The sequence below is a fragment of the Sphingomonas sp. Leaf4 genome, assembly GCF_920939515.1.
GTDB lineage: Bacteria > Pseudomonadota > Alphaproteobacteria > Sphingomonadales > Sphingomonadaceae > Sphingomonas.
Window position 1 is genome coordinate 339,341 of the sequence record NZ_CAKLBB010000003.1, and the last position, 26,669, is coordinate 366,009.

A 26,669-nucleotide genomic window follows, 5' to 3' on the forward strand; every position below is an offset into this window, starting at 1 on the left:
CCAATACAAGTCACTTGTCGGAGGTTTGGGGCATGCCGCCGGTCCAGCGATGCGCGTCCATCGAGGCGCGCTTCATCTCGATCGAATAGCCCGGCAACGTCGGCGCGCGATACGCGCCGTTCTCGACGACGCACGGGTCGACGAAATGTTCGTGGAGGTGATCGACGAATTCGGCGGCGCGGCCGTCCTTCGTTCCGGCAAAGCAGAGGTAGTCGATCATCGAGAGATGCTGGACATATTCGCACAGGCCGACACCGCCGGCATGCGGCCAGACGGCAAGGTCGTATTTCGCGGCCATCAGCAGCACCGCCAGTACCTCGTTCACGCCGCCCAGCCGACAGGCGTCGATCTGCACCACGTCCAGCGCCTCGCGCATGATGAGCTGTTTGAACACGATGCGGTTCTGACACATCTCGCCGGTCGCGACCTGGATGGGGGCGACGCCGTGGCGAATGGCGCGGTGGCCCTCGACATCGTCGGGCGAGGTCGGCTCCTCGATGAAGCGGGGGCGCGCGAAGGCGAGCGCGTTGACCCAGTCGATCGCCTCGCCCACTTCCCACACCTGGTTCGCATCGATCATCAGGTCGCGGTCGGGGCCGATCGCCTCGCGCGCCAGCCCCACGCGGCGGCGATCGTCGGCGAGGTTCGCGCCGACCTTCAGCTTGATGTGGGTGAAGCCGTCGGCCACCGCTTCATGGCACAGCCGGACCAGCTTCTCGTCCGAATAGCCGAGCCAGCCGGCCGAGGTGGTGTAGGCGGGATAGCCCTCCGCCAGCAGGGTGGCGCGGCGCTCCGCCTTGCCCTCGGCGCGCGCGGTGAGCAGCGTCAGCGCCTCGTCGGGGGTGATGCAGTCGGTGATGTAGCGGAAGTCGATCAGGCCGACCAGTTCGGCCGGGGTCATGCCCGCGACATAGTCCCACAGCGGCAGGCCGGCGGCCTTGGCGAGCAGATCCCAGACCGCGTTGACGACCGCGCCGGTGGCGAGGTGGATGATGCCCTTTTCGGGGCCAACCCAGCGGAGCTGGCTGTCGCCGGTCATCCGTCGCCAGAAGCCCGCGCCGTCGGCGGCGATCGCTTCCAGGGATAGCCCCTCGACCAGCGGGGCGAGCGTGGCGATGGCGGCGCAGCACAGGTCGTTGCCGCGGCCGATGGTGAAGGTGAGGCCATGCCCCTCCAGCCCGGCCACATCGGTTTCGAGGATGCAGTAGGCCGCCGAATAATCCGGTTCCGGGTTCATCGCGTCCGACCCGTCGAGGAAGGCCGAGGTCGGGAAACGGATGTCGTGTACCGACATCCGGGTAATGATCGTCATGCGCCGCGCTCTCCCCTAGCCCCCAAGCGGAACGGGCTGGTCGGCACCGGTCGATCCACCCCCGAAATCTGCTGCCGACAGCGTTTACCGCCGTCGCATCATTTTCATATGTGAAGCTGGTTTTTTCGCAACTGTCAAATCGGGTGCGTCTGGTACGGTTCGTCGTCCACGATGTGGTCAAAGTTTACAAAGTTTACACTTGCGACGCCATGTTCCCCGGGCCGCCTTGCGCCGATCCGGGCGGGACACCCGGGCACGCAATCGCGGCGCGGGGCGGAGGTTGCAGGATGGACGGGTTGTAGGACAGCCCCCCTCCAGGTCCGATCGACCATCACGTGGAACACAGACAAGATTGCTCCCCTCCCTGACAAGGGAGGGGCTGGGGGTGGGTTGGCCCGTGAGGAAAAGGAGCCGTTCCACAACCGGCCGACCCACCCCCGGCCCCTCCCTTGTCAGGGAGGGGAGAAGTCAAGCGCCGCGCCGATCGCTGTTCCGTCCTACGGGTGATGATCGCCGTCGACGAGGCCGGCCGAGATGCGCGCCGCCGTCGCCTGTACCGCCGCCGCCGCCGCGTCGATGCCGTCAGGTTCGCCGAGCTTGGCGAGATAGGGCATGGTCAGTGCCGCCGCCGCCGCGCCGCCGCGCAGGATCGGGGCCGAAAGATCGGTGACGCCGGCCACGAAGCGGCTGGGCGTGCGTTCGACGGCGCGGACGCGCACCTCGTCGGCATGGACGCGGAAGGCGGCGAGCGTCGCGGCATCGGGAACGGGGTCGAGCAGCGCTTCCCAGCGTTCGCGCACGTCGCCGGGCTGAAACGCATAGAGCACCGCGCCCGACGCCGCCTGCAACAGCGGCCGGCGATAGCCGACGCGGACCGAGAAGCCGAGTTGCTCGCCCGATTCCATCCGCGCCACCACCACCATGTCGCCCATGGTGTGCATCGCGAGATGGCACGACTGGCCGGTATCCTGCGCCAGTTGCCGCATTTCGGGCAGCGCCACCTCGATCAGATAGCGGGTGCGCGGCTGGTTCATGCCGAGCGAGAACAGCCGGTCGCTCAGGCTATAGCCCTCCCCGCCCGGTTCGGTGGTCAGGTATCCGCGATATTCCAGCACCTGCACCATGCGGAACAGTTCGCCGTGCGAACGGCCGAGGCGCTGGACGATCTGCGTGAGGGTGAGCGGCGTCGCGACCCCGGCGAGCAGTTCGAGAATATCGAGCCCCTTTTCGAGCGCGGGCGCGCGATAGCGGCGATCGTCCTCGCCCTCCTCGATCGGTTCGGTCGTCATGGCGCCGACGGTGGCCGCAAACGCCGGCCCGCGCAAGGCCGGGGGATGCGACGAGGCGAGGTTGCCGCAGCGCACAATGTTGTTGATACGTTGTATCATCTTACGCTAGGCAGGCATGTCCCCCTGTTCCCCGGAGTATCGCCCCATGAATCGTTCCGCCCTGTGGCTGTCCAGCGTCGCGCTGATCCTGCCCGCCGCCGCGCAGGCCCAGACGGCCGCCGCGCAGGCCGCCGTGCCGCGGGGCGATGCCTATCATGACGAGGCCCCGGCCGAGATCGTCGTGACCGCGCCGTTCGCGCGCAACCAGGCCGACATCCTGTCGGGCACCAGCGTGCTGACCGGACAGGAACTGACCCGCGAACTCAGGCCCACGATCGGCGAGACGCTGGCGCGCCAGCCAGGCGTCTCGGCGACCAGCTTCGGCCCCAACGCCTCGCGCCCGGTGCTGCGCGGGCTTCAGGGCGAGCGGGTGCGCGTGCTGACCGACGGGATCGGCAGCTTCGACGTGTCGAACACCTCGGTCGACCATGCGGTGGCGATCAACCCGCTGACCGCCGACCGGATCGAGGTGCTGCGCGGGCCATCGGCGCTGCTGTTCGGATCGTCGGCGATCGGCGGCGTGGTGAACGTGATCGACAGCCGTATCCCGCGCCGCGTGCCGACCGAGCCGGTCCATGTCGAGGCGCTGGCCACCTATGGATCGGCGGCGAACGAGCGCAGCGGATCGGCGGCGCTCGACGTGCCGGTCGGCGACAAGGTCGTGCTCCATGTCGATGGCACCTATGGCAAGACCGACGACCTCGACACCGGCGGCTATATCCTGTCGCGCCCGCTTCGCGCGCAGGCGGCGGCGAGCGCCGACCCCGAAGTGCGCGAGCTGGCCGACCTCAAGGGCAAGCTGCCCAATTCGGCGTCGGAGATGTGGGAGGTCGCCGGCGGCGCGTCGGTCATCACCGATACCGGCAATCTGGGCTTTTCGGTCAGCCACCTCGACAATCGTTATGGGGTGCCGGTGCGCTATGCGATCGCCGGCGGCGAGGCGGAGGAAGTGACGCTGCACGTCCAGCAGACCCGCGCCGACCTGCGGGCCGAGGTGGAGACGGGCGGCAGCGTGCTGGAGAAGATCCGGCTGCGCGCCGGCTTCGCCGATTATCGCCATGACGAGATCGAGGACACCGGCGAGATCGGCACGACCTTCTACAACCAGGGGATGGAAGCGCGGCTGGAGCTGGTGCAGGCGGCGCGCGGCGGGTGGCGCGGCGCGGTGGGCGGACAGATGTTCATCCGCGACCTGAACATCGTCGGCGAGGAGAAATTCCTGCCGAGAAGCGAGACGCAGCAGTTCGGCGTGTTCACGCTCCAGTCGGTCGATCTGGGCGCGGTGCGCGCCGAGGCGGGCGGGCGCTATGAATATACCGTGGCGCGGGCCGCCGCCGATGCGACGCTGGGCAACGACAACATCCGGCGTGGCTTCGACAGCTTCTCGGGCTCGCTCGGGGCCAGCGTCGGGGTGGCGGGCAGCGTCCGCTTCGGCGTCAACGCCAGCCATACCGAGCGCGCGCCATCGGCCGAGGAGCTGTTCGCCAACGGCCCGCACGCCGGCACACAGGCGTTCGAGGTCGGCGATCCCGGCTTCGTCAAGGAGATCAGCGACGGGATCGAGGCGACGCTGAAGGGATCGGGCGACGGCTACAGCTTCGGCGTGTCGGCCTATCACAACTGGTTCCGCAACTTCATCTACGAGAACCCGACAGGCGACATCGAGGACGACCTGCCGGTGTTCCAGTATTCGCAGGCCGATGCCCGGCTGTGGGGGTTCGAGGCGGAAGCATCGGCACGTCTCGCGCGGTTCGGCGAGACGGCGATCGTCGTCGACGGGGTCGCCGACTATACCCGCGCGACGATCGTCGACACCGGACCCGCGCCGCGCATCCCGCCGCTGCGCCTGCTGGGTGGCGTCGAGGCGCAGGGACGGCTGGTGCAGGTGCGCGGCGAGGTGGAGCATGTGACCGCGCAGGACCGGGTCGCCGTGCTGGAAACCACGACGCCGGCCTATACGATGGTCAACGCCTCGGTCGCGCTGCGGCCGTTCGGCAAGGGCAATTCGACGAGCATCACCCTGTCGGCGAACAACCTGTTCGACGTGGAGGCGCGGCGCCACGCCAGCTTCCTGAAGGACTATGCGCCGCTGGCCGGACGCGACGTGCGGGTGACGGCGCGGTTGACGTTCTGAGGCGGCGCGTTCGTCCTCCCGCCGTCGTGGGAATGACGGCGGGAGCCCCGTTTCCTTCGTCATTCCCGCGCAGGCGGGAATCCATAGCCGCCGGCGCCTCGGCAGGATCGCTACGGTCGCGTGTATGGATTCCCGCCTTCGCGGGAATGACGAGAGCTTGGGTGATACTCCACCGTCCTTCCGGCGCAGGCCGGAATCCATGGATACGGGCGGCTTCGATGGAGCCGCGAGCGTCACCCCATCCATGGATTCCGGCTTTCGCCGGAATGACGGGGGGTGTGGGACAGAGGGCGTGATTCCTCAAGGCGTTGCCCCGGCTTCTCGCACATGCAACAACCGGCGCACCCTGCTTCCCCCACGGAGGTTCGATGCGTTCGTTGTTGCTTGCCGCCTGCCTGACCGCCGCCCTGCCCGCGCTGGCGCAAACCACGGCCGCGCCAACGCCGGTTTCGGTCGAGACGATGAAGGAAGCGACTCGCGTCCTGTCGTCGGACGCTTTCGAGGGGCGCGCGCCGGGGACGCCGGGCGAGGACAAGACGCTCGCCTATCTGGCGCAGCAGTTCGCCAAGGTCGGCCTCAAACCCGGCAACAAGGGAAGCTGGTTCCAGGACGTGCCGCTGGTGGAGATCACCAGCCGCAACGTGACCCCGCTGACCTTCACCGGGGCGGGCGGGCCGATCGCGCTGAAGTACGGCCCCGACATGGTCGTCGCGACCTATCAGGTGACGCCGAAATCGGTGGTCGCCAACAGCGACGTGGTGTTCGTCGGCTATGGCATCAACGCGCCTGAGAAGGGGTGGAACGACTATGCCGGCACCGACGTGCGCGGCAAGACGGTGCTGATCCTCGTCAACGATCCCGATTATGCGAGTCCCGGCCTGACCGGCGCGTTCGGCGGCAAGGCGATGACCTATTACGGGCGCTGGACCTACAAGTTCGAGGAAGCGGCGCGGCAGGGCGCGGCGGCGGCGATCATCGTCCACGACACGGCGCCCGCCGCCTATGGCTGGAACGTCGTCCAGTCGAGCTGGACGGGTGCGCAGCAGGTGGCCGATGCCGCGAACAACCACATGGACCAGAGCAAGGCGATCGGCTGGATGCAGCTCGCCGCCGCGAAGAAGCTGCTGGCGGGGGCGGGCAAGGACTATGACCAGTTGGTCAAGGCCGCGCAGACGAGGGGGTTCCGCGCGGTGCCGCTCACCGGGGTGAAGGCGAACGTGGCGTTCGACAATCAGGTCCGCCGCCATGCGTCGAAGAACGTCGTCGGCATCCTGCCGGGCACGAAGCGCCCCGACGAAGTCGTGCTGTTCACCGGGCATTGGGACCATCTCGGCCGCTGCGAGGCGGCACCCGATGGCGACGACATCTGCAACGGTGCGGTCGACAATGCCACCGGCACCGCCGCGCTGATCGCGCTGGCCGAGGCGAATGCCAAAGCGGGCGCAACCGAGCGCAGCCAGGTGTATCTGGCGGTGACGGGCGAGGAATCGGGGTTGCTGGGATCGGCCTATTACGGCGATCATCCGCTCTATCCGCTGAACCGGACGGTCGGCGGGATCAACATGGACGCGCTGTCGGTGGCGGGGCCGGCGAGGAACGTGGTGGTGGTGGGCAAGGGCAAGTCCGAGCTCGATGCCTATCTCGACCGGGCGCTGACGGCACAGGGTCGGGTGGCGGAGGCCGATCCGTCCCCGCAGAACGGCTATTACTACCGCTCCGACCATTTCAGCCTCGCGAAGCACGGCGTGCCGATGCTGTATGTCGATTCGGGCGACGATCTGGTGCAGGGCGGCAAGGCGGCGGGGGCGGCGGCGGCGAAGGACTATACCGACAACCGCTATCACGGTCCCAAGGACGAATATGATCCGAACTGGAACTGGGCCGGGGTCGCGCAGGACCTGAGCCTGTTCTACACGATCGGGCGCGCGCTGGGGAACACCACCGCATGGCCGAACTGGGTGGCGGGCGACGAGTTTCGCGGCATCCGCGACCGGAGCCGCGCTGCGAAATAATCACCGACCGGGGGGACGGGGCATATGGACGGAATCGAGGATGCCGGGGCGTTCGTCACCGGCGGCATGGCGGCCCGCGCGATCGAGCGCGAGAGGCACGGCGCGCACGGGCATGCCGATGCGCACCACCTGCACGGCAGCGCCTGCGCCAATTGCGGGACGGTGCTGACCGGCGAGTTCTGTCAGGCATGCGGACAGGCGGCGCATCTCCACCGCGACATCACCGGCTTCGCGCACGACGTGCTGCACGGGGTGTTCCATTTCGACGGCAAGTTCTGGACGACGCTGCCGATGCTGGCGTTTAGGCCGGGGCGGCTGACGCGGCGCTATGTCGATGGCGAACGCGCGAAGTTCGTGACGCCGATGGCGATGTTCCTGTTCTCGGTGTTCCTGATGTTCCTCGTCGTCGGCAACGTGCCGGGATGGTTCGCGCCGGACGACAAGACGGTCGATACCGCCGCGCTCGCCGCACCCCGCCACGAAATCGACCTGTCGATCGGCAAGGCGCGCGAGGAACTGGCGCGGCTCGAAGCGAACCGGGCGACCGTCGCGAAGGCCAATGGCGATACCGCGCCGGTCGATCGCAAGATCCGCCAGATGCGCGGTGAACTCAACGGCCTTCAGACGGCCGCGCGCTTCCTGCCCGGTGGCGACGCCATGCCCGCACGGGTCCGGGTGCGATCGCGGCTGCTGGAGCGGCAGGACACCGCCGCGATGGGTAACTGGATCGAACGCAAGATCGCGCTGGCCCGCGCCAATCCCAAGCTGTTGTTCTACAAGATGAAAAGCAGCGGGTATAAATATAGCTGGGCGCTGATCCCGATGGCGCTGCCGTTCCTGTGGGCGATGTTCGCGTGGCGGCGGCGCTTCGGCCTGTACGATCATGCGGTGTTCGCGACCTATTCGATCGCGTTCATGTCGCTGCTGGTAGTGGTGCTGACGCTGGTCGGCTGGGCATTGGGCGGCTTCGGGCGGACGATCGCGTGGACGGCGCTGTTCCTCGTGCCGCCGGTGCATATGTATAAGCAGCTCCGCCATGGATACGAACTGCGCCGGTTCAGCGCGCTGTGGCGGACGGTCGCGCTGGTCCATGTCGTGTCGCTGACGTCGCTGGCGTTCTTCCTGCTGCTGCTGTCGATGGGGCTGGCGGATTAGGGCGATGGCGCAGGAGCGCAACCGCGTCTCGATGTGGCTGCTCTGGCTGGTCGGCATCCTGTGGTTCGCTGTTGCCGCCCCGATCGTGATCCTGAGCCTATTGTTCCTGGAGGTGCCGTTGTGGCCGTCGTTCAGCGAGGAACGCACCGTTGAAGGGACCATGGTCTGGGCGGTGCTGACGATGTGGGTCTATGTCACGCCCGTTGTCCTGTTCGTCGTCGTCCGGCGGCGCCGCCGGTAGCGATGCGCGGCATCGCGCTGCCGTTGGTGTGTATGGCGCTGGCAGGCTGTTCGGGGCCGCCGCCGGAGTCCTGCATCGCGCGCGAGCGTGACTGGCCGCTTCAATCCGGGCTGATGCGGGGGATCGATCCGGTGCTGGTCCGTATCCGGGTGGAGCGCGACGGGCGGATCGTCTTCAACGGCCAGGCCAGCACGCCGGCGCAGGTCGCGCGCTACGTCCGGCTGCTGGACCGGCAACGCCCGCCGCCGGCCGTGCGGCTCGACGTCGACGGGCGCGCGCCGTGCGAGGCGGGCGAGAGGGTTCGCCGGATGCTGGACGGCGCGGCGATGTGCCGCGACGGCTATTGCGGCGAGCGTGGCGCATGGGAGTGGGGGTACGGCCCGCCGGTCGCGCCGCCGGGATAGGGCGGGTCGGCGCCAACGCCGCGAATCACCTTGGCCCTGCCCGCGCGAACCCTTATCTGCGCGCGCATGACACCGCCGAAACCCGAATGGGCCCCGCACGCCGCCGTCTGGATCGGCTATCCCAGCCACCCCGAGCTGTGGCTCGACGACCTCGATCCGGCGCGCGACGAAGTGGTCGCCTTTGCCCGCGCGGTCGATGCCGATGGCGCGGGCGAGCGCGTGATCCTCGTCGCCGCCGACGATGCCGCCGCCGCCGATGCCCGCGCGCGTGCGCCGTTCGCCGACGTCACGGTGCAGCGGTTCGGCGATATCTGGCTGCGCGATACCGGGGCGATCGTCGGCGGCGACGGCACCGCGCATCATTTCCGCTTCAACGGCTGGGGCGGGAAATACGACCTGCCCGGCGACGACGATGTCGGCGCGCGACTGGCCGCCGAGCGGGGCATGGCTGTTGCCGAACACGACTGGATCGTCGAGGGCGGCGCGATCGACGGCGATGGCACCGGCCTTGTCGTCACCACCCAGCAGTGCCTGCTCAACGCCAACCGCAACCCCGATTTCTCGCAGGCGGCGGCGGAGACGCGGTTGCGCGAGGATCTGGGCTACGACCGGGTGTTGTGGCTGGGCGACGGGCTGCTCAACGACCATACCGACGGCCATGTCGACAATCTGGCGCGCTTCGTGGGACCCAACCGGCTGGCGCTGCCCGAACCCGCCGAGAACGATCCCAACTGGCGCGTCTATCAGGACGCGGCCGAGCGCGCGGAGGCGTTCGGCGTCGAGGTGGTGCGCGTGCCCTCCCCCGGCCGGGTACTGTCCGACGAGGAAGAGATCATCCCCGGCAGCCACATGAACTTCTATATCGGCAATGCCGCCGTGGTCGTGCCGCTGTATGGCACCGGCAGCGACGATGCGGCGGTCGCGGCGTTTCAGGCGATCTTTCCGAACCACCGTGTCGTCGGGCTGCGCGCCGACCATATCCTGACCGGCGGCGGCAGCTTCCACTGCATCAGCCAGCAGATTCCGGCGGCTTGATCGCCTTCGCCGTCCGTGCGCTGCTCTCGGGGATCATCGTCGCGGCGGTGGCGATGATCGCGAGGCGTAGTCCGGCCGCGGGCGCGCTGGTCGCATCGCTGCCGCTGGTGTCGCTGCTCGGCATGATCTGGCTGTGGCGCGACACCGGCGATGCGCCACGGCTGGCCGATCATGCCGAGGCGACCTTCTGGTATGTGCTGCCCTCGCTGCCCATGTTCTTGATCGTGCCGGCGTTGCTGCGCCACGGGATCGCCTTCTGGTGGGCGCTGGCCGCCGGTTGCGGTGTCACGATCCTGCTGTATCTCGCGATCATTCCCGTCGCCGCCCGCTTCGGCGTCAGTTTGTAGGACCATCCATGACCCAGATTTCCGTCGCCGCGATCCAGGCGGGCTTCACACCCGACATCGACCGCAACATCGCCCATGTCGGCGCGCTGGTGCGCGAGGCCGCCGCGAGGGGCGCGCAGGTGATCCTGCCACCCGAATTGTTCGAGGGCGAATATTTCTGCCGCGTCGAGGACGAGGGGCTGTTCGCCAATGCCAAGCCCACCGCCGACCACAAGGCGGTGCAGGCGATGCAGGCGCTGGCCGCCGAGCTGAAGGTCTATATCCCGACCAGCTTCTTCGAGGCGGACGGGCCGCATCATTACAACAGCCTGGCGATGATCGACCCCGACGGCCGCATCCAGGGCGTGTATCGCAAGAGCCATATCCCCGACGGGCCGGGCTATGAGGAGAAATTCTATTTCCGCCCCGGCAATACCGGGTTCAAGGTGTGGGACGGGCCGGCCGAGAGCGATCGGGCGAAGATCGGCGTCGGCATCTGCTGGGACCAATGGTATCCCGAAACGGCGCGGGCGATGATGCTGATGGGCGCGCAGGTGCTGTTCTATCCGACCGCGATCGGCAGCGAGCCGCACGACACCAGCCTCGACACCGCGCGGCTATGGCGGCGGGCGATGGTCGGCCATGCGGTGTCGAACGTCGTGCCGGTGGTGGCGGCGAACCGCATCGGCGTGGAGCACGACCAGACCTTCTACGGCACGTCGTTCATCGTCGACGAGCGCGGCGACGTGCTGGCCGAGCTGGACCGTGAGGAAGAGGGGGTCATCACCGCGACGATCGACCTCGATCGGGTCAAGCGTCACCGCGCGGCGTTCGGCTTCTTCCGCGACCGGCGGCCCGAGCTGTACGGGAGGCTGGTGCAGGATATTTGAAAGGGTGTCTGAAAATTCGTGGAAGCGCAAAATGCGTTTCAGCGCATTTTCGAACAATCCAAGCGGGATCGACCTTCAGCCAATGCTACGGCTTCTCGTCGTTCCCGCGCAGGCGGGAACCCATAGACGCAACGGACTCGATTCGATCGCCGGCGTCGGCGTGTATGGATCCCCGCCTGCGCGGGGATGACGCAGGGGGGCGAGGGCAAATTCCCCCGCCAAAGCTGAATGTCCATCCGTCCGAAGTCGCGGAGCGCTACCGCCCGATCCACTGCCGGCGACGGAACCACGCGACGATGCCGGCGCTCATGCCCGCGCACAGCGCGACCACCCCGGCGAAGGCCCATGGCTCCTTGGCGAAGGGGATGCCCTCCACGTTCATGCCGAGCAGGCCGGTGACGAAGGTGAGCGGCAGGAACACCATCGCGACGATCGCGATCTGCAAGGATCGCTGGTCGAGCTGTTCGGCGCGCAGGTCGGTCAGCGTTTCGTGGATCAGCGCGGCGCGTTCGCGGATCGCGTCGACCTCCTCGGCCATGCGCGCGGCGCGATCGGCGGCGGCGGACAGGTGGAGGCGATCGTCGGCCCCCAGCCAGTCACCGGGCATGGTGCCGAGCTTTTCGAGCGCGGCGCGCTGCGGCACGAGAAACCGGCGATAGCCGATCGCGCGGACGCGGGTGCGCGTCACGTCGCGGCGCTGTTCGAAGATGCGCGTCGGGTCGAGCGCTTCCTCGCAGGCGTCGAGCGTGTCGCCGAGATCGGCGATCAGCGGGTCGAGTTCCTCGGTGATCGCGGTGGCGAAGGCGACGATCAGGTCGCCGGGGTCGGCGATCCGGCCGCTTTCGACCTGGGCGATGACCGGTTCGAGCGCGGACAGGCGACGGCGCGTGACCGAATGGACATGGCCGCGGCTGGCATAGAGCCGGACCGAGGCGAGCGGATCGGCGCTCGACAGTTCGTCCTGCGACAGGCCGCGCAGGTTGACGAACGCACCATGGCCGATCGCGTCGCAGCGCGGGCGCGTCTCGACAGCGGTCAGCGGCTCGACGACATAGTCGGCGAGGCCCGCTTGCCCACGCAGCCATGGCGCGATCGTCTCGCCCTCGCCGTGAAGATGGACCCACACGAAATCGCCCTGCGCATCGGCGGCATCCTCGGGGCGGATGCGCGTCGCCTTGCCACCGGTGATGACCCATGCGCGGCCGGTCATGCGATCACCACGGTGAGGCCGGGCGGCGGCGGATCGGCGGGCGGCCCGTCCAGCCGCACCGCATCGGCGCGGGCGCGGGCGAGGATCGCAGGCGGCGTGGCGGGCGCGGCATGGAGGCGGTCGGCCTGCCCCAGCCAGCGTGCCTCGCGCAGCGTCAGGTCGTCGGGGTCGGTCGAGCGCAGGTGGATCGTCACCACCTGTCCGGCGACCATGGCCGCGCCGGCCAGCCAGTCAGCGACCGCGCCGGCGCCGTGCGGGACCAGCGGGTCGAGCGCGCCGCCCGGCGCCACCGCCGCGCCGATCGCGCGCCGCCGGTCGCCGCCGTCGGGGAAGCGGGCGCGGAGCGGTCCGCGCGCCGCGCCGAGCGCTTCGGCGAGGCGGCCGAGGTTCGGCGGCAGCACCGCCTCCAGCCGCTGGCGAATGGCGGCGGCGAGGCCCGCCGAGACGCCGCCGGTCGACACCGCGACCAGCACTGGCGAGCGGTCGACGATCGCCGGCAGGGTGAAGTCGCAGTCGGCCGGGCGATCGACCGCGTTGACCAGCACGCCGCGCGCCTTAAGCGCATCGATCGCGGCGCGCGCCTCGCCCTCATCCTCGATCGCGACGACGGCGATGCGGGCGTCGGCGGCGTCGCTCACCACCGTCGCGCCGCTGCGTTCGAGCAGGCGGCGCTTGGCGTCGGCGGCCTCGCCCTCGCCTTTCAGGATCACCGTCAGCCCGGCGGTGCGCAGCAGGATCGGCAGGCCGTTCACAGCCAGGGCGGCAGACGGTCGGCGGTGGCCAGCGCCTCGATCGGCGGACGCTCGCGCACCACCGCGAAGGCGTCGCCCGATACCAGCACCTCGGGCACCAGCGCGCGCGAGTTGTAGGTCGAGGCCATCGTCGCGCCGTATGCGCCGGCGGTCATGAACGCGACGAGATCGTCGGCCTGTACCACGTCCATCGTCCGGCCGAGCGCAAAGGTGTCGCCGGTCTCACAGACCGGGCCGACGATGTTGGCGGGCGCGGTGTCGCCGGTGGGGGCGACGGCGCGGATGTCGTGATAGGCATCGTAGAGGCTGGGGCGCAACAGGTCGTTCATCGCCGCGTCGACGATGACGAACGGCGCGCTCGCGCCCGCCTTCACGCGGATGACCCTGCTGAGCAGCACGCCCGCGTTGGCGACGATCAGCCGGCCGGGCTCGAACATCAGCCGCGCGTCCCAGCCGGCGGTCGCGCGCGCGACCATCGCGCCATAGGCGGCGGGCGACGGCGGGACGGGCTTCGCGGGATCATAGGGGACGCCGAGGCCGCCGCCCAAGTCGGCATGGGTGATGGTATGGCCGGCGGCGCGCAGATCGGCGATCAGCGCGCCGACGCGGCCGAACGCGGCCTCCAGCGGCGCGAGGTCGGTCAACTGGCTGCCGATATGCACCGCGACGCCGCGCACCTGTAATCCCGGCAGCGACGCGGCGTGGGCATAGGCGGCAAGGGCGGCGTCATAGCCGATGCCGAACTTGTTCTCCTTGCCCCCGGTCGAGATCTTGGCGTGGGTGCCGGCGATCACGTCGGGGTTCACGCGGATGGCGATGCGCGCGGTCTTGCCCGTGGCGCTTGCCACGGCGGAGAGCATGTCGAGTTCGGGTTCGGATTCGATGTTGAACTGGCCGATGCCGGCGTCGAGCGCACGGGCCATTTCCTCGGCGGTCTTGCCGACGCCCGAGAACACGATGTTTTCAGGCGCCATGCCGGCGTCGAGCGCGCGGTACAGTTCGCCACCCGAGACGACATCGGCGCCCATGCCGGCGCGCGCCAGCGTCGCCAGCACCGCCTTGTTCGGGTTGGCCTTCACCGCGAAGGCGACCAGCGGATCGCCCTTGCCCAGCCCGGCCACCGCGTCGCGGAACACGCGGACATGCCGTTCGAGCGTGGCGGTGGAATAGACATAGACCGGGGTGCCGATGGCTTGCGCGATCGTCGGCAGCGGCACGTCCTCGGCATGGAGGATGCCGCCGTTCAGGGTGAAATTGTCCATGGGCGGGTCTTCTAGAAGAGGGAGACGGGTGCGCAAACCCTCCATTCGCCTCTCCAGCGAAGGCTGGGGGGATGAAGGAGGCAGGTCGGAGTCCGATCCATCCGCCCTACAACAAGCGTCATCCCGGCGAAGGCCGGGATTTCGTGGGGCAATCGCGCGACAGGAACCGCGAGAGGCCCCAGCCTTCGCTGGGGCGACGGTACGGGGCGGGCGGATCAAGCCTTAGCGCGGCGGCAGGACGAAGGGGTCGTCGCCGCGCGCCTTGGATTCAGTCAGCAGCTCGTCGCTGCGCGAGGGGCGCTGCTGCGTCGTCGGATCGAGCAGCTCGGCCGGGGTCGGCGTCGCGGTCGCACCATAGGGTGCGGGCGGCAGCGCGGCATTTTCCTGCGGGCGCAGGTCGCGGCGCGATCCGCAGGCGGCGAGCGCCAGCACCAGCGCGAGGGGGACGAGGGCGCGCATCACCCTGCCGCCCGTGCGGCGGCGATGGCTTCGCGTACCCGCTCGGGCGCGGTGCCGCCGAAGCTCTTGCGGCTGGCGACCGAGGCGTCGACGCTCAGCACGTCGAAGATGCCCGCCGTGATGCGGTCGTCGATGCCGGTCAGATCGTCGAGCGTCAGGCCGTCCAACCGGCAGCCCTTGCCCTCGGCCAGCTTCACCGCGCGGCCGGTGATGTGGTGCGCCTCACGGAAGGGCACGCCCGCTTCGCGCACCAGCCAGTCGGCAAGGTCGGTCGCGGTCGAATAGCCGGTTTCGGCCGCCGCGCGCATCCGGTCGGTGCGGAAGGTGGCGCTTTCGATCATGCCGGTCATCGCCGCGATCGACAGGGCGAGCAGGTCGGTCGCCTCGAACACCGGCGGCTTGTCGTCCTGCATGTCCTTGGAATAGGCGAGCGGCAGGCCCTTCATCGTCACCATCAGCGCGGTCATGCAGCCGAGGATGCGGCCCGAATGGCCGCGCACCAGTTCGGCGGCATCGGGGTTGCGCTTCTGCGGCATGATCGAGCTGCCGGTCGACCATTGGTCGGACAGGCTGACGAAGCCGAACATCTGCGACGCCCAGATCACGAACTCTTCGGCGAGGCGCGACAGGTGAAGCGAGCATTGCACGCAGGCGGTGAGATATTCGATCGCGAAGTCGCGGTCGCTGACCGAATCGAGCGAGTTGCGCGTCGGGCCGTCGAAGCCGAGCGCCTGCGCCGTCGCCTCGCGGTCGAGCGGGAAGCCGGTGCCGGCCAACGCCGCCGAGCCGAGCGGATTGCGGTTCAGCCGCGCGCGGGCATCGGCGAAGCGGCCGCGATCGCGCGCGATCATCTCGTGATAGGCCATCAGGTGATGGCCGAGCGTCACCGGCTGCGCGACTTGCAGGTGAGTGAAGCCGGGCATGACGCTGGCGGCATGTTCCCCAGCGCGGACCAGCAGCGCGGCCTGCAACTGGCCGAGCGCGGCGTCGACCGAATCGATCGCGTCGCGCACCCACAGGCGGAAATCGGTCGCGACCTGATCGTTGCGCGAGCGCGCGGTGTGGAGCCGTCCGGCGACGGGGCCGATCTTTTCGGCGAGCCGCGCCTCGGTCTGCATATGGATGTCTTCGAGGGCCAGATCGTCCGACACGCCATGTTCGGCATAGTCGTCGGCCACCGCGTCCAGCCCGGCGAGGATCGTGGCGATGTCCGCCGCGTCGACGATGCCCTGCGCGCCGAGCATCGCCGCATGCGCCTTCGATCCGGCAATATCCTGTCGCCACATCCGCTTGTCGAACGGGATCGAGGCGTTTATCTCGCGCATCACGGCCGAAGGACCTTCGGCGAAGCGTCCGCCCCACATGCTGTTGGAGCCTGTCATGCGCCCAGTAATCGCGCTTCTCCTTGGATTGGCGATGTTCGTCGGCGGTTGCGATAAACGCGCCGACCCGCCGGAGCAAGCAGCACCGGTCGAGGACGGCACCGTTCCTGACGTCCCCGCCGCCAATACCGCCGCCGTTCCTGAAGCCGCCGGCAAGATCGACCGCAGCCACAAGGGCGAGGCGTTGCCCGCCTATGGCTTCGAGGATGCGGCGGGCAAGCCGGTGACGCTGGCGACGTTCAAGGGCAAGCCACTGTTGCTCAACGTGTGGGCGACATGGTGCGCGCCGTGCGTGCGCGAGATGCCGACGCTCGATGCACTGGCGACGAAGGCGGGCGATACGCTTTCGGTCGTGGCGGTGTCGCAGGATCTGGAGCCGGCGAAGGTGCAGCCGTTCCTGACCGAACGCGGACTGAAGCTCGTCGGCTACCGCGACCCGAAGTTGCAGTTCACCAGCGGCATGGGGCTGAACCTGCCGACGACGATCCTGTACGATGCCGCCGGCAAGGAAGTGTGGCGCGTGGTCGGCGGCATGGACTGGGCCGGGGCGGACGCGGCGAAGTTGATCGCCGAGGCGTAGCGAAGCGTATTGCTCCCCTCCCTTCGAGGGAGGGGAGTCGTCCTACTCCCGGTCGGGTGCTGCCCCGGCCTGCGGGATTTCGGGGGCGGCACCGGGCGAGCCTTCGTCGAAATCCTCGCCCGCCGCGCCGCCGCCCGCGCCCATGCCGCTGCCGTGCGCTTCGCCGTTGGGCGCGATCCAGGCGCGGCGGCCGTTGTCGGGTGGCAGGTCGCGGCCATCCTGCGCGTTCAGCGACGGGGCAGGGCCGGCATCGGCCCGCGCCTGATCGGCATCGCGCGCCCGATCATATTCCTGCCCGGTACGCCCGGTCGGCCGATCGAAGGCGTTGTGGGGTTCGGTCCGTTCGGGATCGACGGCGGGGTGTGCGGTCGTGTCGGCCATGGAAACTCTCCTCGGGCGATCAATCGCTCGGGAGCGGGCGACGTTCCCTATTCGGTCGCGGCGGGCTTGCGTTCCAGCCGGTTGCGGACGCGCAGTCCGACGAACAGCATCGTCGGCCAGAACATGGTGTTGACGATGTCGAGCGAGGTATCGCCCCAGCGCCATGACCCATAATGCAGCCGGTCGAGCAGTTCGTTGCCGAATTCCGCCAGTGCCACGACCAGCAGCGGGACCGGCGTCGACAGCCGCCGCCCGGTGATGACGCGGGTGGCGAGCAGTACCGCCATGCCGGCATGGACGTGCAGCAGGCTGTCGGCCATGCCGGTGCCGTCGCCGATCTCGTGGATCAACTGGGCGTAAAGCGCGGGAATATCCATGGCATGCGACGTTGGCGCAGCCGGGCCTTGCCCTCAAGCGGAAAGCGATGGGCGGGAACCGAATTTGCTGCAGTGCAGAAGGGCCGTTGCGCCCATTTTGCCGCAACCATACGAAAGCATTGAACTTTCCCGGCACCGCGCGGTAGCATGGCTGACAACGCGGTCAGGAGGGATACGGGCGATGACGATCGAACGCCGGGACGTGCTGCGATCGGCGGCGATGCTGGGGCTGGGACTCGCCGCCCCCGCGATCGGGCAGCCGACGCGCAAGCTCGGCTATGCGATCGTCGGCCTTGGCTATTATGGCCTCGGCGTCATCATCCCGCAGTTCGCGAAGTGCGCCCACAGCCGGCTGGCGGCGGTGGTCAGCGGCGACCGCGCCAAGGCCGAACGGGTCGCGCGCGAGCATGGCCTGTCGCCACAAGCAATCTATTCCTACGCGAATTTCGACAGCATCCGCGACAACCCGGACGTCGACATCGTCTATGTCTGCCTGCCCAACGGGTTGCACGCCGAGTACACCATCCGTGCGGCGCGGGCGGGCAAGCATGTGTTGTGCGAGAAGCCGATGGCGGTATCGGTTGCCGAAGGACAAGCGATGATCGCCGCATGCAAGACGGCGAACCGCAAGCTGATGATCGGCTATCGCTGCCATTTCGAACCGTTCAACCGCGAGGCGATGCGGCTGGCGCGGAGCGGTGCGGCGGGCAAGATCCGGTTCGTCCGGTCGGAACATGGCTTCGTGCAGGGCGATCCCGGCGCGTGGCGGCTGAAACGCGCGCTGTCGGGCGGCGGCTCGCTGATGGACATGGGGGTCTATAGTTTGCAGGCGGCGCACTACATGACCGGCGAGGAACCGGTCGCCGTCACCGCGCGCGAATCGACCGACCGGCGCGATCCGCGCTTCGCGGAGGTCGAGGATATGATCGACTGGACGCTCGAATTTCCCTCGGGCGCGATCGCGGGCTGCCTGTCGATGTACAGCGCCAACCAGAACCGCATCCTGTTGATGGGCGACAAGGGCCGGATCGAGCTGGAGCCGGCCACCCGCTATGACGGCAACCGGATGTGGACCGGCCGCGACGGGCGCGAGCGCGAGGTGACGCCGCCGGACGCGCAGGCGAACCAGTTCGCGGGGCAGCTCGACCATCTCGCCGACTGTGCGGTGAGCGGTCGCGAGCCGATCGTGTCGGGCGAGGAAGGGTTGCGCGACATGGCGATCATCAAGGCGATCTATCGATCGGCGCGCGAGGGGCGGACCGTGCGGCTGGAGCGCGGGGCATGATCGGCGCGTTGTTGCTGGGCGTCGTCGTCGCGCAGGCGGCCCCCGCCCCTACGCCATTCGCGGACCAGCGGACGATCGACACCGCCATCGCCGACATGCGCGCCGAGATGCGGCGCAGCGGCAGCGGCTTCGCCTATCGCCCGCTGGTCGAAGACGGGCGCAGCGTCGCGGCGATCGAGGTGTGGGCAAGGCCGGGCAATCCGGCGGTCCACCCGGACGCGGCGGAATATGCGATCGTCCTCGACGGTGCGGGGACATTGGTGTCGGGCGGCACGATGGTCGAGCCGAAGGCGAGCGCGCCGGGACTGGTCGAGGGCAGCCGGATCGAGGGCGGCACCACGCGGCGGCTCGCCAAGGGCGACGTGATGTTGATCCCGGCGGGCGTGCCGCACTGGTTCGGCGTGACCGGCGACCGGCTAGTGCTGCTTGGCATGAAGCTGGGGCGGTAGGGTTCGATTCCACCCCGAAACGCACGTCATCCCAGCGAAGGCTGGGATCTCCCGGGGCTGATGCGCGACAGGAACCGCAGGAGGCCCCAGCCTTCGCTGGGGCGACGCTTCTGGTCAGGTGAATCGAACGCTAACCAGCCACGACGACCGCCCGGCCGGCGTCGGCCGGCACGTCCACCGCGAGCGTCGCGCGGACCGCTTCGCCGACGATCAGCATCGCCGGATCGTGCGCGCTGATCGCCTCGACCAGAAAGGCGAGCGAGGACAGGCGGCCGCGGATGATCCGTTCGGTAGGCAGCGAGGCGTTGACCACCACCAACACCGGGGTATCGGCGCTGCGCCCGGCGGCGATCAGTTGCTGCATCACCGTCTGCGCGGCGGCGCGGCCCATATAGACGGCGAGCGTCGTGTCGGGCGCGGCCAGCGTCGCCCAGTCGAGGTCGAGCGGCTCGCCGGCCTTCGCATGCGCCGTCACCAGCGTGAGGCGACGGGCGCACCCACGCAGCGTCAGCGTGGCCCCGGCCGAGGCGGCCGCCGCGCTGGCGGCAGTGACGCCGGGGCAGATGCGGACCGTGATCCCCGCGGCGGTGCAGGCCGCCAGTTCCTCGGCGGTGCGGCCGAAGATCGCCGGATCGCCGCCCTTCAGGCGGACGACGCGCTTTCCCTGAAGCGCCGCCGCGACGATCAACCGGTCGATCGTCCCCTGATCCTTCGAATGGCGGCCCGAGCGTTTGCCGACGCTGATCCGGTCGGTGGCGGCGGGAATCAGGTCGAGCACGCCCGGCCCTACCAGCGCGTCGTGGAACACCACGTCGGCGGTGGCGATCAGCCGTGCCGCCTTGCGCGTCAGCAGATCGGGGTCGCCGGGGCCGGCACCAACCAGCCAGACGCTGCCGGCGGAGAAATCGTCATGCGGCATGGGTGTTCTCCGTGGACAGGATGCGGGCGAGCGCCGGGCGGCACGATCCGCAGTTAGTGCCGGCACCGATCGCCGCGCCGATCGCCGCGACGTCGGCGAGCTGCCGGTCGCGGATCGCGGCGACGATGGTGCGCAGGCCGAGGTCGAAGCAGCTACACACGATCGGCCCGCGATCGACCTGTACCCCCGGCGCGCGGCCGGCGAGGACGGTCGGCGCGACCTGTGGTTCGGCGAGCTGGTCGATCAGCCAGTCGCGGGTGGGCAATTCGCCGGTTTCGGTCAGGAACAGTGCGGCGACCAGCCGGCCGCCGTTCAGCACCGCCACCCGCCGCGTACCGCGCGCGGCGTCGATCGCCTCGATCCGCTCGCCGGCGGGCAGGCAGGTGTCGAGCCGCAGCGGATCGCCGTCGCCGGCCAGTTCCCACAGGCTGCCCGCCGGCACCGTCACCCGCGTCGCCCACAGGCAGTCGGGCCGGCGCGCCGGGTCGCCGGTCACGATCAGGAAGCCGCGCCAGCGGGTGGCGACGGCGGCGACGCTCGCCGGGGTCGATTTGAAGCCTGGCTGGCCTGACACCGGATCGACGAGCGGACGCGGCAACAGCCCGGTGCGCCCGCCGCTCGACGTCTGGTCGGTCCAGTGGATTGGCACGAACAATTCGCCGATCCGCTGCGCATCGGTGACGCGCGCGCGGTAGAGGCTGTCGCCCTGCGGCGTGGCAACACGGGCGAGGCCGCCGTCGACGATGCCGAGCCGGTCGGCGTCCGCCGGGTGAACCTCGACCAGCGGTTCCTCGCGGTGGCGGGCGAGCTTGGGCGCGAGGCCGGTGCGGGTCATGGTGTGCCACTGGTCACGATAGCGGCCGGTGTTGAGCGTCAGCGGCCAGTCCCTGAGTGGTGCGGGCAGCGGCTTCTGCACCGCCGGCACCAGCCGGGCGCGGCCGTCGGGCGTGGAGAAGCGACCATCGGCGAACGGCGTGCCGCCCCAGCGGAACGGCGTCATCGCGTCATAGGCGGCGTTGCCGCCATTGGCGCGGCCGGGCAGCGCGAACAGCCGTGCGCCATCGTTCTGATAGGTCGACAGGCGGACATGCTCGCGCCAGATGTCGGCGGGGCGATCATAGGCGAAGGCGGTCTTCCACCCCATGCGCCGCGCCACTTCCTTGACGATCCACCAATCGGGCTTCGCGTCGCCGGGCAGCGGGAAGATCGCGCGCTGGCGGCTGACGGTGCGGTCGGAATTGGTGACGGTGCCGTCCTTTTCGCCCCATGCGGCGGCGGGCAGGCGGACATGGGCGAAGGCGCCGGTGTCGGTTTCGGCCATCACGTCGCTGACCACCACGAACGGGCAGGTCGCCAGCGCCTCGCGCACGCGGGTCGCGTCGGGCATCGATACGGCGGGGTTGGTCGCCATCACCCACAGCGCCTTGATCCGGCCGTTGCCCAGCTCGCGGAACAGGTCGACCGCCTTCAGTCCGGGCTTGGTGGCGATGGTCGGCGAGGCCCAGAAACGCTGGACGCGGGCGCGGTTGTCCTCGGCGAAGTCCATGTGCGCGGCGAGCGTCGAGGCGAGTCCGCCGACCTCGCGTCCGCCCATCGCATTGGGCTGTCCGGTGATCGAGAAGGGCTGGGCGCCGGGCTTGCCGATGCGGCCGGTGGCGAGATGGACGTTGAGAATGGCGTTGACCTGATCGGTGCCGGCCAGCGCTTGGTTCACGCCTTGGCTGAACATCGTGACGGTGCGCGGGGTGGCGGCGAACAGCTCGTAGAAGCGGCGCAGGTCGGCGACGGGCAGGTCGCAGGTGCGCGCGACCGACCACAGGTCGCTGCCCGCGCCGGTACGCTCCCAGAAATCGTCGGGCAGGCTGAGGTGATCGGCGACGAAATCCTGATCCAGCACGCCCGCGTCGCGGCACCAGTGGAGCAGCCCGTTCATCAGCGCGACGTCGCTGCCCGGACGGATGGCGAGGTGGAGATCGGCCTCGTCCGCCGTTTCGGTGCGGCGCGGATCGATGACGACCAGCTTCGCGCCTGCGTCGCACCGGGCGCGGATGCGTTGATAGACGATCGGATGACACCATGCGGTGTTCGATCCGACCAGTACGATCAGGTCGGCGGCGTCGATATCCTCGTAGGTAGCGGGAACGATGTCCTCACCGAACGCGCGGGTGTGGCCGGCGACCGCGCTCGACATGCACAACCGCGAATTGGTGTCGATGTTGGCCGAACCGATGAAGCCCTTCATCAGCTTGTTGGCGACGTAGTAATCCTCGGTCAGCAACTGGCCCGAGACGTAGAAGGCGACGCTGCCGGGACCATGGCGGGCGATCGTGTCCTGAAACTTGCGCGCGACGAGGTCGAGCGCCTTGTCCCAGCTTGCGTGGCGCTTGCCGATCATCGGATGCAGCAGGCGACCCTCAAGGCCGACCGTCTGGCCGAGGTGGGTGCCCTTGGAACACAGCCGGCCGTGGTTGGCGGGGTGGTCGGGATCGCCCTTGATCTGGACCGATCGCTCGCCGGTTGGGGTGGCGACGATGCCGCAGCCGACGCCGCAATAGGCGCAGGTGGTTTTTATCGTCATTTAGCCCTCTTCCCGGAGGGGAGAGGGTTGGGAGAGGGGTCTTGCCGCGAGCGCCGTGCTCGGTGAGACTCCTTCCCCTCTCCCCGGCCCTCTCCCCTGAAGGGGAGAGGGAGGTTGGTCGCGTTCACGCCGCCGCCTTCAGCGTTCCGGCGCGGCACAGCAGGACGCGGCCGCCGCTGATCCTGACCGGCACGGTCGGGGTACAGCCCTTGTCCTCGCCCAGTGCCTCGCCGGTGCTGAGCGAGATGCGCCAGTTGTGCAGCGGACACGCCACCGCGCCGCCATGGACGATGCCCTGCGACAACCGGCCATGCTTGTGCGGGCAGCGGTCGAGCAGCGCGAACACCTTGTCCTCGCCGGTGCGGAACACGGCGATGTCGTCGCCACCCTCGACCTGCACCGTGCGACTGCCGCGCAGCGGAATTTCATCGACCCAGCCGATGTCGAGCCATTCTCCGGTCATGCCATCGCTCCTGCGGGCTGGAAGCGCGCCATCGGCGCGTGTTGTTCGCGGTCGGCCCCGGCGACGCGCGCCGCCCATGGATCGTCCTGCATGAATTGCTGCGAGAAGCGGAACCGCCGGGCATATTCGGCGCGGACACCGGCGTCGGGCAGCAGCCGCGACTGGATATGGGCGAGGCCGACCCGCTCGATCCACGGCGCGGTCCGCTCCAGATAGCGTGCTTCCTCGCGGTAGAGCTGGATGAAGGCGGCGCACATGTCCATCGCCTCCTCCTCGGTCGCCACCTTGCACAACAGGTCGGTCGCGCGGACCTTGATCCCGCCGTTGCCGCCGACATGCAGTTCATACCCTGAATCGACGCAGACGATGCCGAAGTCCTTGATCGTTGCCTCGGCACAGTTGCGCGGGCACCCCGACACCGCGATCTTGAACTTGTGCGGCATCCACGACCCCCACGTCGCGCGCTCGATCTTGACGCCGAGGCCGGTCGAATCCTGCGTGCCGAAGCGGCACCATTCGGAGCCGACGCAGGTTTTGACGGTACGCAGCGACTTGCCATAGGCATGGCCGCTGACCATGCCCGCCGCGTTCAGGTCGGCCCAGACGGCGGGCAAATCCTCCTTCTTGATGCCGAAGATGTCGAGCCGCTGGCCGCCGGTCACTTTCACCATCGGCGCGTCGAACTTCTCGACCACATCGGCGATCGCGCGCAGTTCGCGGGGGTTGGTGAGGCCGCCCCACATGCGCGGCACGACCGAATAGGTGCCGTCCTTCTGGATGTTGGCGTGCATCCGTTCGTTGACGAAGCGGCTCTGCTGGTCGTCCTTGTAGACGCCGGGCAGCGCGCAGAGCAGATAATAGTTGAGCGCCGGGCGGCACGACGAACAGCCGTCGGGCGTCGACCAGTGCAGCTTCTGCATCACCTCGGGGATCGAGCGCATGTCCTGCGCCACGATCTCGCGGCGCACGTCGTCATGGCCGAAGCTGGTGCATTTGCACATCGTCTTCGGACCCGCCTCGACCGCGTCGCCCAGCCGCAGCGCCAGCAGGGTTTCGACGATGCCGGTACACGACCCGCAGCTCGCCGATGCCTTGCACCCGGCGCGCACCGCGTCGAGGCTGCCCGCCCCGCCGTCGATGCAGGCCAGCACCTTGCCCTTGGTCACGCCGTTGCAGCCGCAGATTTCCGCATCGTCGGAAAGTGCCGCAACGGCCGACCTAGGGTCCGCCTGCCCCCCTCCCGAGGCAAAGGCCTGGCCGAAGATCAGCGCGTCGCGGATGTCGGCGACGTCGGTGCCCTTCTTCAGCAGGTCGAAATACCAGTTGCCGTCGGCGGTATCGCCATAGAGCACCGCGCCGACGATGCGGTCGCCCTTCACGACCACCCGCTTGTAGATGCCGCGCGAGGCATCGCGCAGCACGATGTCCTCCGCGCCGTCGCCGCCGGAAAAATCCCCGGCGGAGAACACGTCGAGCCCGGCGACCTTCAGCTTGGTCGAGGTGGCGGAGGGCTTGTAGCCGCTGGGCGCGCCGACCAGCGCGTCGGCGAGCGAGCGGCACATGTCCCACAGGGGGGCGACGAGGCCGTAGACCTGTCCGTCATGCTCGACGCATTCGCCGACCGCGAGGATCGCCGGGTCGCTGGTCACCATATGGTCGTCGACCTTGATGCCGCGCCCGACGTCGATCCCCGCCGCGCGGGCAAGTGCGACCGAGGGACGGATGCCGACCGCCATCACCACCAGATCGGCGGGGATGACCGTCCCGTCCTTCAGATGCACCGCCTCGACCTTGCCGTCGCCGACGATCGCGGCGGTGTCCGCGCCGGTCAGGATCGTCTGGCCACGCGCCTCCAGCGCGGTCTTGAGCAGCCAGCCCGCCGCCTCGTCCAACTGGCGTTCCATCAGCGTCGGCATGATGTGCAGCACCGTGACCTTCATGCCGCGCAGCGACAGGCCGTGCGCCGCCTCCAGCCCGAGCAGGCCGCCGCCGATCACCACCGCCGATCCGCCGCGTTCGGCGGCGGCGAGCATCGTCCCGACGTCGTTCATGTCGCGGAAGCTGACGACGCCGGGCAGGTCCTTGCCCGGCACCGGAATGATGAACGGATCGGAACCGGTCGCGATCAGCAGCCGGTCATAGGCGAGCGTCTGTCCGCTGCGGCTGATGACGGTGTGCGCATCCCGGTCGATCGCGACGACCGGATCGCCGCTCAGCAGGGTGATGGCGTTGTCGGCGTACCAGTCGGCACCGTTGATGACGATGTCGTCGAACGTCTTTTCCCCGGCCAGCACCGGCGACAACATGATCCGGTTGTAGTTCACCAGCGGTTCGGCACCGACGATGGTGACACGGTAGCGCGTGGGATCGCGCGCCAGCAGTTCCTCGACCGCGCGGCAGCCGGCCATGCCGTTGCCGACGACGACCAGGTGTTCCCGGGCGTCGCCCTCGGGTAGTTTGATGGGGTCGTGCTTCATATCGTCCAGTCCAGTTGGAGCCAGAATTTGCGGGTGTCGGTCGCGAAGCGATCGGCGCGATAATCGGCGTAGCGGACGCTGGCGGTGGTGCGGCCGAGCGTCGCCTGCGCGAGAAAGTTCAGTTCGTCGCCATAATGGCGGACCAGCCGGTCGCTTTCGAACCGGTGCCAGATCGCCTGCACGCTGACGTTCTTCGCCTGGCCGACCTGCTTCCAGCCCCAGCCGCCGCTGGCGTACAGGTCGCGCAGGCCGTCGGCGGGCTTGGGGGTGAATTTCTCGGCCCAGCCGTTGAATTTGAACACGGCGGCAAACGGCGTCTGAAAGCTGGTGAACGGCCGCCCGTCGTCGGCGCCCAGCACTTCGTAGCCCAGCCCGAGCCGGGGTCCGGCAAGGTCGAGCGAGGCGTCGGCCAGCCAGTAATCGGCGCTATAGTCGTTGGGATTGCGGCCATGATCGGACTGGCGCGCCCAGCTTGCCTGATAGCCAAGCTTCGCCTTGCCGATCGCGCGGCTGCCGGCGAAGCGGAGGCCATAGGTCTGGCTCGACAGACGATAGGCCTGCACCGCCGCCTCGTCCTGATCGACCAGATAGGCGAAGCCGGTCAGCATGCCGAGCGGCGTGGCATAGCCGAGGTTGGCGAGGATATTGTTCCCCTCGATCACGCCCTGCCGCGCAGCCGTGCCGTCGATGCCCCACACGGTATGCACCGCCCACGCATAGGTCACGTCGGCCTTCAGCCCCTTTGCCGGGGTCAGTTCGGCGCGCACCGCGTCGAACGTCTGGCCGTTGTTGCGGATCGCCGCCGCGCCGACGAAGCGTTCGTCGTCGATCACGATCCGCTGCCGCCCGGCGGTAAGCGTCATCCCCGGCGCGCGATACTGCACCTGCGCGCGGTAGAGGCCGATCGACTGCGGATCGGCGATCAGCGGACGGGTGGCATCGGGATGCAGCCCGTCGAAATAATCGCCGACGATCGCGAGATTGCCCTGCGCTTCGGCCAGCGCCGACCAGCGTCCGTCGCTGACCGACAGCCCGGCGCGGACCCGCGCCGTCACCCCGTCGGCGTCGCGCGGCAGGCCGTCCTGATCGGCATGTTCGTAGCGCAGCCGGGCGTCGACGAGCGGCTTCACGCTCTGGGCCATGGCCGGCGACGCGAGGCCGAGCAGAAGGAGGGTGGCGGGGGCGATACGCGGCATGG

The 26,669-nt window shown here is 69.0% G+C and carries 25 protein-coding genes; 11 read left to right on the forward strand and 14 right to left on the reverse strand.

Annotated features, from left to right (window positions below; genetic code table 11):
- Nucleotides 1-10 precede the first annotated feature (10 nt).
- Nucleotides 11-1,312: an L-fuconate dehydratase gene (locus tag LRA89_RS06255; protein WP_230769446.1), complete on the reverse strand. Its 1,302-nt coding sequence runs from the start codon at nucleotides 1,310-1,312 to the stop codon at nucleotides 11-13.
- Nucleotides 1,313-1,809: 497 nt separating this feature from the next.
- On the reverse strand, nucleotides 1,810-2,601 hold the full coding sequence (locus tag LRA89_RS06260; protein WP_230769447.1) for an IclR family transcriptional regulator: 792 nt from the start codon (nucleotides 2,599-2,601) through the stop codon (nucleotides 1,810-1,812).
- Nucleotides 2,602-2,746: 145 nt separating this feature from the next.
- On the opposite strand from LRA89_RS06260, the gene LRA89_RS06265 reads away from it, so the two are divergent.
- From LRA89_RS06265 to aguB, 8 genes are all read left to right on the forward strand, one after another.
- Nucleotides 2,747-4,834, forward strand: a complete 2,088-nt coding sequence (locus LRA89_RS06265) for a TonB-dependent receptor (RefSeq protein ID WP_230769448.1) — start codon at nucleotides 2,747-2,749, stop codon at nucleotides 4,832-4,834.
- A 368-nt stretch (nucleotides 4,835-5,202) separates the two neighbouring features.
- Complete coding sequence (locus LRA89_RS06270; protein WP_230769449.1) at nucleotides 5,203-6,846, forward strand: M28 family peptidase; 1,644 nt, start codon at nucleotides 5,203-5,205, stop codon at nucleotides 6,844-6,846.
- 24 nt (nucleotides 6,847-6,870) lie between these two features.
- Nucleotides 6,871-8,001: a DUF3667 domain-containing protein gene (locus LRA89_RS06275; protein WP_230769450.1), complete on the forward strand. Its 1,131-nt coding sequence runs from the start codon at nucleotides 6,871-6,873 to the stop codon at nucleotides 7,999-8,001.
- Nucleotides 8,002-8,005: 4 nt separating this feature from the next.
- Nucleotides 8,006-8,242 (forward strand): hypothetical protein, encoded by a 237-nt coding sequence (locus tag LRA89_RS06280; protein WP_056495566.1) that lies wholly within the window; start codon nucleotides 8,006-8,008, stop codon nucleotides 8,240-8,242.
- A 2-nt stretch (nucleotides 8,243-8,244) separates the two neighbouring features.
- Complete coding sequence (locus tag LRA89_RS06285) at nucleotides 8,245-8,646, forward strand: hypothetical protein (protein WP_230769451.1); 402 nt, start codon at nucleotides 8,245-8,247, stop codon at nucleotides 8,644-8,646.
- A gap of 66 nt (nucleotides 8,647-8,712) precedes the next feature.
- Complete coding sequence (locus LRA89_RS06290) at nucleotides 8,713-9,681, forward strand: agmatine deiminase family protein (RefSeq protein ID WP_230769452.1); 969 nt, start codon at nucleotides 8,713-8,715, stop codon at nucleotides 9,679-9,681.
- Complete coding sequence (locus tag LRA89_RS06295) at nucleotides 9,678-10,028, forward strand: DUF3147 family protein (protein WP_230769453.1); 351 nt, start codon at nucleotides 9,678-9,680, stop codon at nucleotides 10,026-10,028. The genes LRA89_RS06290 and LRA89_RS06295 overlap by 4 nt, the downstream gene beginning before the upstream one ends.
- Nucleotides 10,029-10,036: 8 nt before the next feature.
- Nucleotides 10,037-10,897: an N-carbamoylputrescine amidase gene (aguB, locus tag LRA89_RS06300; protein ID WP_056495557.1), complete on the forward strand. Its 861-nt coding sequence runs from the start codon at nucleotides 10,037-10,039 to the stop codon at nucleotides 10,895-10,897.
- Between the two features lie 256 nt (nucleotides 10,898-11,153).
- Here aguB and LRA89_RS06305 read toward each other — a convergent pair whose 3' ends face one another.
- The 5 genes from LRA89_RS06305 to argH all read right to left on the reverse strand — a co-directional run bounded on the left by LRA89_RS06305 (nucleotide 11,154) and on the right by argH (nucleotide 15,944).
- A complete protein-coding gene (locus LRA89_RS06305; protein WP_230769454.1) occupies nucleotides 11,154-12,107 on the reverse strand; it encodes a CorA family divalent cation transporter in 954 nt (317 codons plus the stop codon).
- Nucleotides 12,104-12,865 carry a precorrin-2 dehydrogenase/sirohydrochlorin ferrochelatase family protein gene (locus tag LRA89_RS06310; protein WP_230769486.1) on the reverse strand — a complete coding sequence of 254 codons (762 nt, stop codon included), beginning with the start codon at nucleotides 12,863-12,865 and terminating at the stop codon, nucleotides 12,104-12,106. Before LRA89_RS06310 ends, LRA89_RS06305 begins: the two co-directional genes overlap by 4 nt.
- Nucleotides 12,856-14,121 (reverse strand): diaminopimelate decarboxylase, encoded by a 1,266-nt coding sequence (gene lysA / locus LRA89_RS06315; RefSeq protein WP_230769455.1) that lies wholly within the window; start codon nucleotides 14,119-14,121, stop codon nucleotides 12,856-12,858. Before lysA ends, LRA89_RS06310 begins: the two co-directional genes overlap by 10 nt.
- 222 nt (nucleotides 14,122-14,343) lie before the next feature.
- Nucleotides 14,344-14,580, reverse strand: a complete 237-nt coding sequence (locus tag LRA89_RS06320) for a hypothetical protein (protein WP_055761336.1) — start codon at nucleotides 14,578-14,580, stop codon at nucleotides 14,344-14,346.
- A complete protein-coding gene (argH, locus tag LRA89_RS06325) occupies nucleotides 14,580-15,944 on the reverse strand; it encodes an argininosuccinate lyase (protein ID WP_230769487.1) in 1,365 nt (454 codons plus the stop codon). Before argH ends, LRA89_RS06320 begins: the two co-directional genes overlap by 1 nt.
- Before the next feature lie 16 nt (nucleotides 15,945-15,960).
- Between argH and LRA89_RS06330 the strand changes: the two genes are divergently transcribed.
- On the forward strand, nucleotides 15,961-16,542 hold the full coding sequence (locus tag LRA89_RS06330) for a TlpA family protein disulfide reductase (protein WP_230769456.1): 582 nt from the start codon (nucleotides 15,961-15,963) through the stop codon (nucleotides 16,540-16,542).
- Nucleotides 16,543-16,584: 42 nt separating this feature from the next.
- Here LRA89_RS06330 and LRA89_RS06335 read toward each other — a convergent pair whose 3' ends face one another.
- Together LRA89_RS06335 and LRA89_RS06340 are read right to left on the reverse strand one after the other, a co-directional pair.
- Complete coding sequence (locus tag LRA89_RS06335; RefSeq protein ID WP_230769457.1) at nucleotides 16,585-16,923, reverse strand: hypothetical protein; 339 nt, start codon at nucleotides 16,921-16,923, stop codon at nucleotides 16,585-16,587.
- Nucleotides 16,924-16,970: 47 nt separating this feature from the next.
- On the reverse strand, nucleotides 16,971-17,300 hold the full coding sequence (locus tag LRA89_RS06340; RefSeq protein WP_230769458.1) for a hypothetical protein: 330 nt from the start codon (nucleotides 17,298-17,300) through the stop codon (nucleotides 16,971-16,973).
- Nucleotides 17,301-17,481: 181 nt separating this feature from the next.
- Here LRA89_RS06340 and LRA89_RS06345 point away from each other — a divergent pair, with 181 nt between their 5' ends.
- Together LRA89_RS06345 and LRA89_RS06350 are read left to right on the forward strand one after the other, a co-directional pair.
- A complete protein-coding gene (locus LRA89_RS06345) occupies nucleotides 17,482-18,585 on the forward strand; it encodes a Gfo/Idh/MocA family protein (RefSeq protein ID WP_230769459.1) in 1,104 nt (367 codons plus the stop codon).
- Nucleotides 18,582-19,034 (forward strand): cupin domain-containing protein, encoded by a 453-nt coding sequence (locus LRA89_RS06350; RefSeq protein WP_230769460.1) that lies wholly within the window; start codon nucleotides 18,582-18,584, stop codon nucleotides 19,032-19,034. The genes LRA89_RS06345 and LRA89_RS06350 overlap by 4 nt, the downstream gene beginning before the upstream one ends.
- A gap of 130 nt (nucleotides 19,035-19,164) precedes the next feature.
- Here the strand turns inward: LRA89_RS06350 and cobA are convergent, their stop codons facing one another.
- The 5 genes from cobA to LRA89_RS06375 form a co-directional block, all read right to left on the reverse strand.
- Nucleotides 19,165-19,953, reverse strand: coding sequence for a uroporphyrinogen-III C-methyltransferase (gene cobA, locus LRA89_RS06355; RefSeq protein ID WP_230769461.1), 789 nt, complete (start codon nucleotides 19,951-19,953; stop codon nucleotides 19,165-19,167).
- A complete protein-coding gene (locus LRA89_RS06360) occupies nucleotides 19,943-22,531 on the reverse strand; it encodes a nitrate reductase (protein ID WP_230769462.1) in 2,589 nt (862 codons plus the stop codon). The genes cobA and LRA89_RS06360 overlap by 11 nt, the downstream gene beginning before the upstream one ends.
- Nucleotides 22,532-22,655: 124 nt before the next feature.
- Nucleotides 22,656-22,994 carry a nitrite reductase small subunit NirD gene (gene nirD / locus LRA89_RS06365; protein WP_230769463.1) on the reverse strand — a complete coding sequence of 113 codons (339 nt, stop codon included), beginning with the start codon at nucleotides 22,992-22,994 and terminating at the stop codon, nucleotides 22,656-22,658.
- Nucleotides 22,991-25,471 (reverse strand): nitrite reductase large subunit NirB, encoded by a 2,481-nt coding sequence (gene nirB / locus LRA89_RS06370; protein WP_230769464.1) that lies wholly within the window; start codon nucleotides 25,469-25,471, stop codon nucleotides 22,991-22,993. The genes nirD and nirB overlap by 4 nt, the downstream gene beginning before the upstream one ends.
- The gene (locus tag LRA89_RS06375) at nucleotides 25,468-26,667 is read right to left on the reverse strand and encodes a hypothetical protein (RefSeq protein ID WP_230769465.1); all 1,200 of its coding nucleotides are present in this window, start codon (nucleotides 26,665-26,667) and stop codon (nucleotides 25,468-25,470) included. The genes nirB and LRA89_RS06375 overlap by 4 nt, the downstream gene beginning before the upstream one ends.
- Nucleotides 26,668-26,669 lie beyond the last annotated feature (2 nt).

Excerpts from the sequence above, each read along its gene's own strand:
- LRA89_RS06350 (WP_230769460.1), top strand. The coding sequence starts at position 18,582 with ATGATCGGCGCGTTGTTGCTGGGCGTCGTCGTCGCGCAGGCGGCCCCC.
- nirD (WP_230769463.1), bottom strand. The coding sequence starts at position 22,994 with ATGACCGGAGAATGGCTCGACATCGGCTGGGTCGATGAAATTCCGCTG.
- LRA89_RS06265 (WP_230769448.1), top strand. The coding sequence starts at position 2,747 with ATGAATCGTTCCGCCCTGTGGCTGTCCAGCGTCGCGCTGATCCTGCCC.
- LRA89_RS06340 (WP_230769458.1), bottom strand. The coding sequence starts at position 17,300 with ATGGATATTCCCGCGCTTTACGCCCAGTTGATCCACGAGATCGGCGAC.
- LRA89_RS06375 (WP_230769465.1), bottom strand. The coding sequence starts at position 26,667 with ATGCCGCGTATCGCCCCCGCCACCCTCCTTCTGCTCGGCCTCGCGTCG.
- LRA89_RS06330 (WP_230769456.1), top strand. The coding sequence starts at position 15,961 with ATGCGCCCAGTAATCGCGCTTCTCCTTGGATTGGCGATGTTCGTCGGC.
- LRA89_RS06275 (WP_230769450.1), top strand. The coding sequence starts at position 6,871 with ATGGACGGAATCGAGGATGCCGGGGCGTTCGTCACCGGCGGCATGGCG.
- lysA (WP_230769455.1), bottom strand. The coding sequence starts at position 14,121 with ATGGACAATTTCACCCTGAACGGCGGCATCCTCCATGCCGAGGACGTG.
- argH (WP_230769487.1), bottom strand. The coding sequence starts at position 15,944 with ATGTGGGGCGGACGCTTCGCCGAAGGTCCTTCGGCCGTGATGCGCGAG.
- LRA89_RS06255 (WP_230769446.1), bottom strand. The coding sequence starts at position 1,312 with ATGACGATCATTACCCGGATGTCGGTACACGACATCCGTTTCCCGACC.
- LRA89_RS06280 (WP_056495566.1), top strand. The coding sequence starts at position 8,006 with ATGGCGCAGGAGCGCAACCGCGTCTCGATGTGGCTGCTCTGGCTGGTC.
- LRA89_RS06260 (WP_230769447.1), bottom strand. The coding sequence starts at position 2,601 with ATGACGACCGAACCGATCGAGGAGGGCGAGGACGATCGCCGCTATCGC.
- LRA89_RS06285 (WP_230769451.1), top strand. The coding sequence starts at position 8,245 with ATGCGCGGCATCGCGCTGCCGTTGGTGTGTATGGCGCTGGCAGGCTGT.
- LRA89_RS06290 (WP_230769452.1), top strand. The coding sequence starts at position 8,713 with ATGACACCGCCGAAACCCGAATGGGCCCCGCACGCCGCCGTCTGGATC.
- nirB (WP_230769464.1), bottom strand. The coding sequence starts at position 25,471 with ATGAAGCACGACCCCATCAAACTACCCGAGGGCGACGCCCGGGAACAC.
- LRA89_RS06345 (WP_230769459.1), top strand. The coding sequence starts at position 17,482 with ATGACGATCGAACGCCGGGACGTGCTGCGATCGGCGGCGATGCTGGGG.
- LRA89_RS06320 (WP_055761336.1), bottom strand. The coding sequence starts at position 14,580 with ATGCGCGCCCTCGTCCCCCTCGCGCTGGTGCTGGCGCTCGCCGCCTGC.
- LRA89_RS06335 (WP_230769457.1), bottom strand. The coding sequence starts at position 16,923 with ATGGCCGACACGACCGCACACCCCGCCGTCGATCCCGAACGGACCGAA.
- LRA89_RS06360 (WP_230769462.1), bottom strand. The coding sequence starts at position 22,531 with ATGACGATAAAAACCACCTGCGCCTATTGCGGCGTCGGCTGCGGCATC.
- aguB (WP_056495557.1), top strand. The coding sequence starts at position 10,037 with ATGACCCAGATTTCCGTCGCCGCGATCCAGGCGGGCTTCACACCCGAC.
- LRA89_RS06305 (WP_230769454.1), bottom strand. The coding sequence starts at position 12,107 with ATGACCGGCCGCGCATGGGTCATCACCGGTGGCAAGGCGACGCGCATC.
- LRA89_RS06270 (WP_230769449.1), top strand. The coding sequence starts at position 5,203 with ATGCGTTCGTTGTTGCTTGCCGCCTGCCTGACCGCCGCCCTGCCCGCG.
- cobA (WP_230769461.1), bottom strand. The coding sequence starts at position 19,953 with ATGCCGCATGACGATTTCTCCGCCGGCAGCGTCTGGCTGGTTGGTGCC.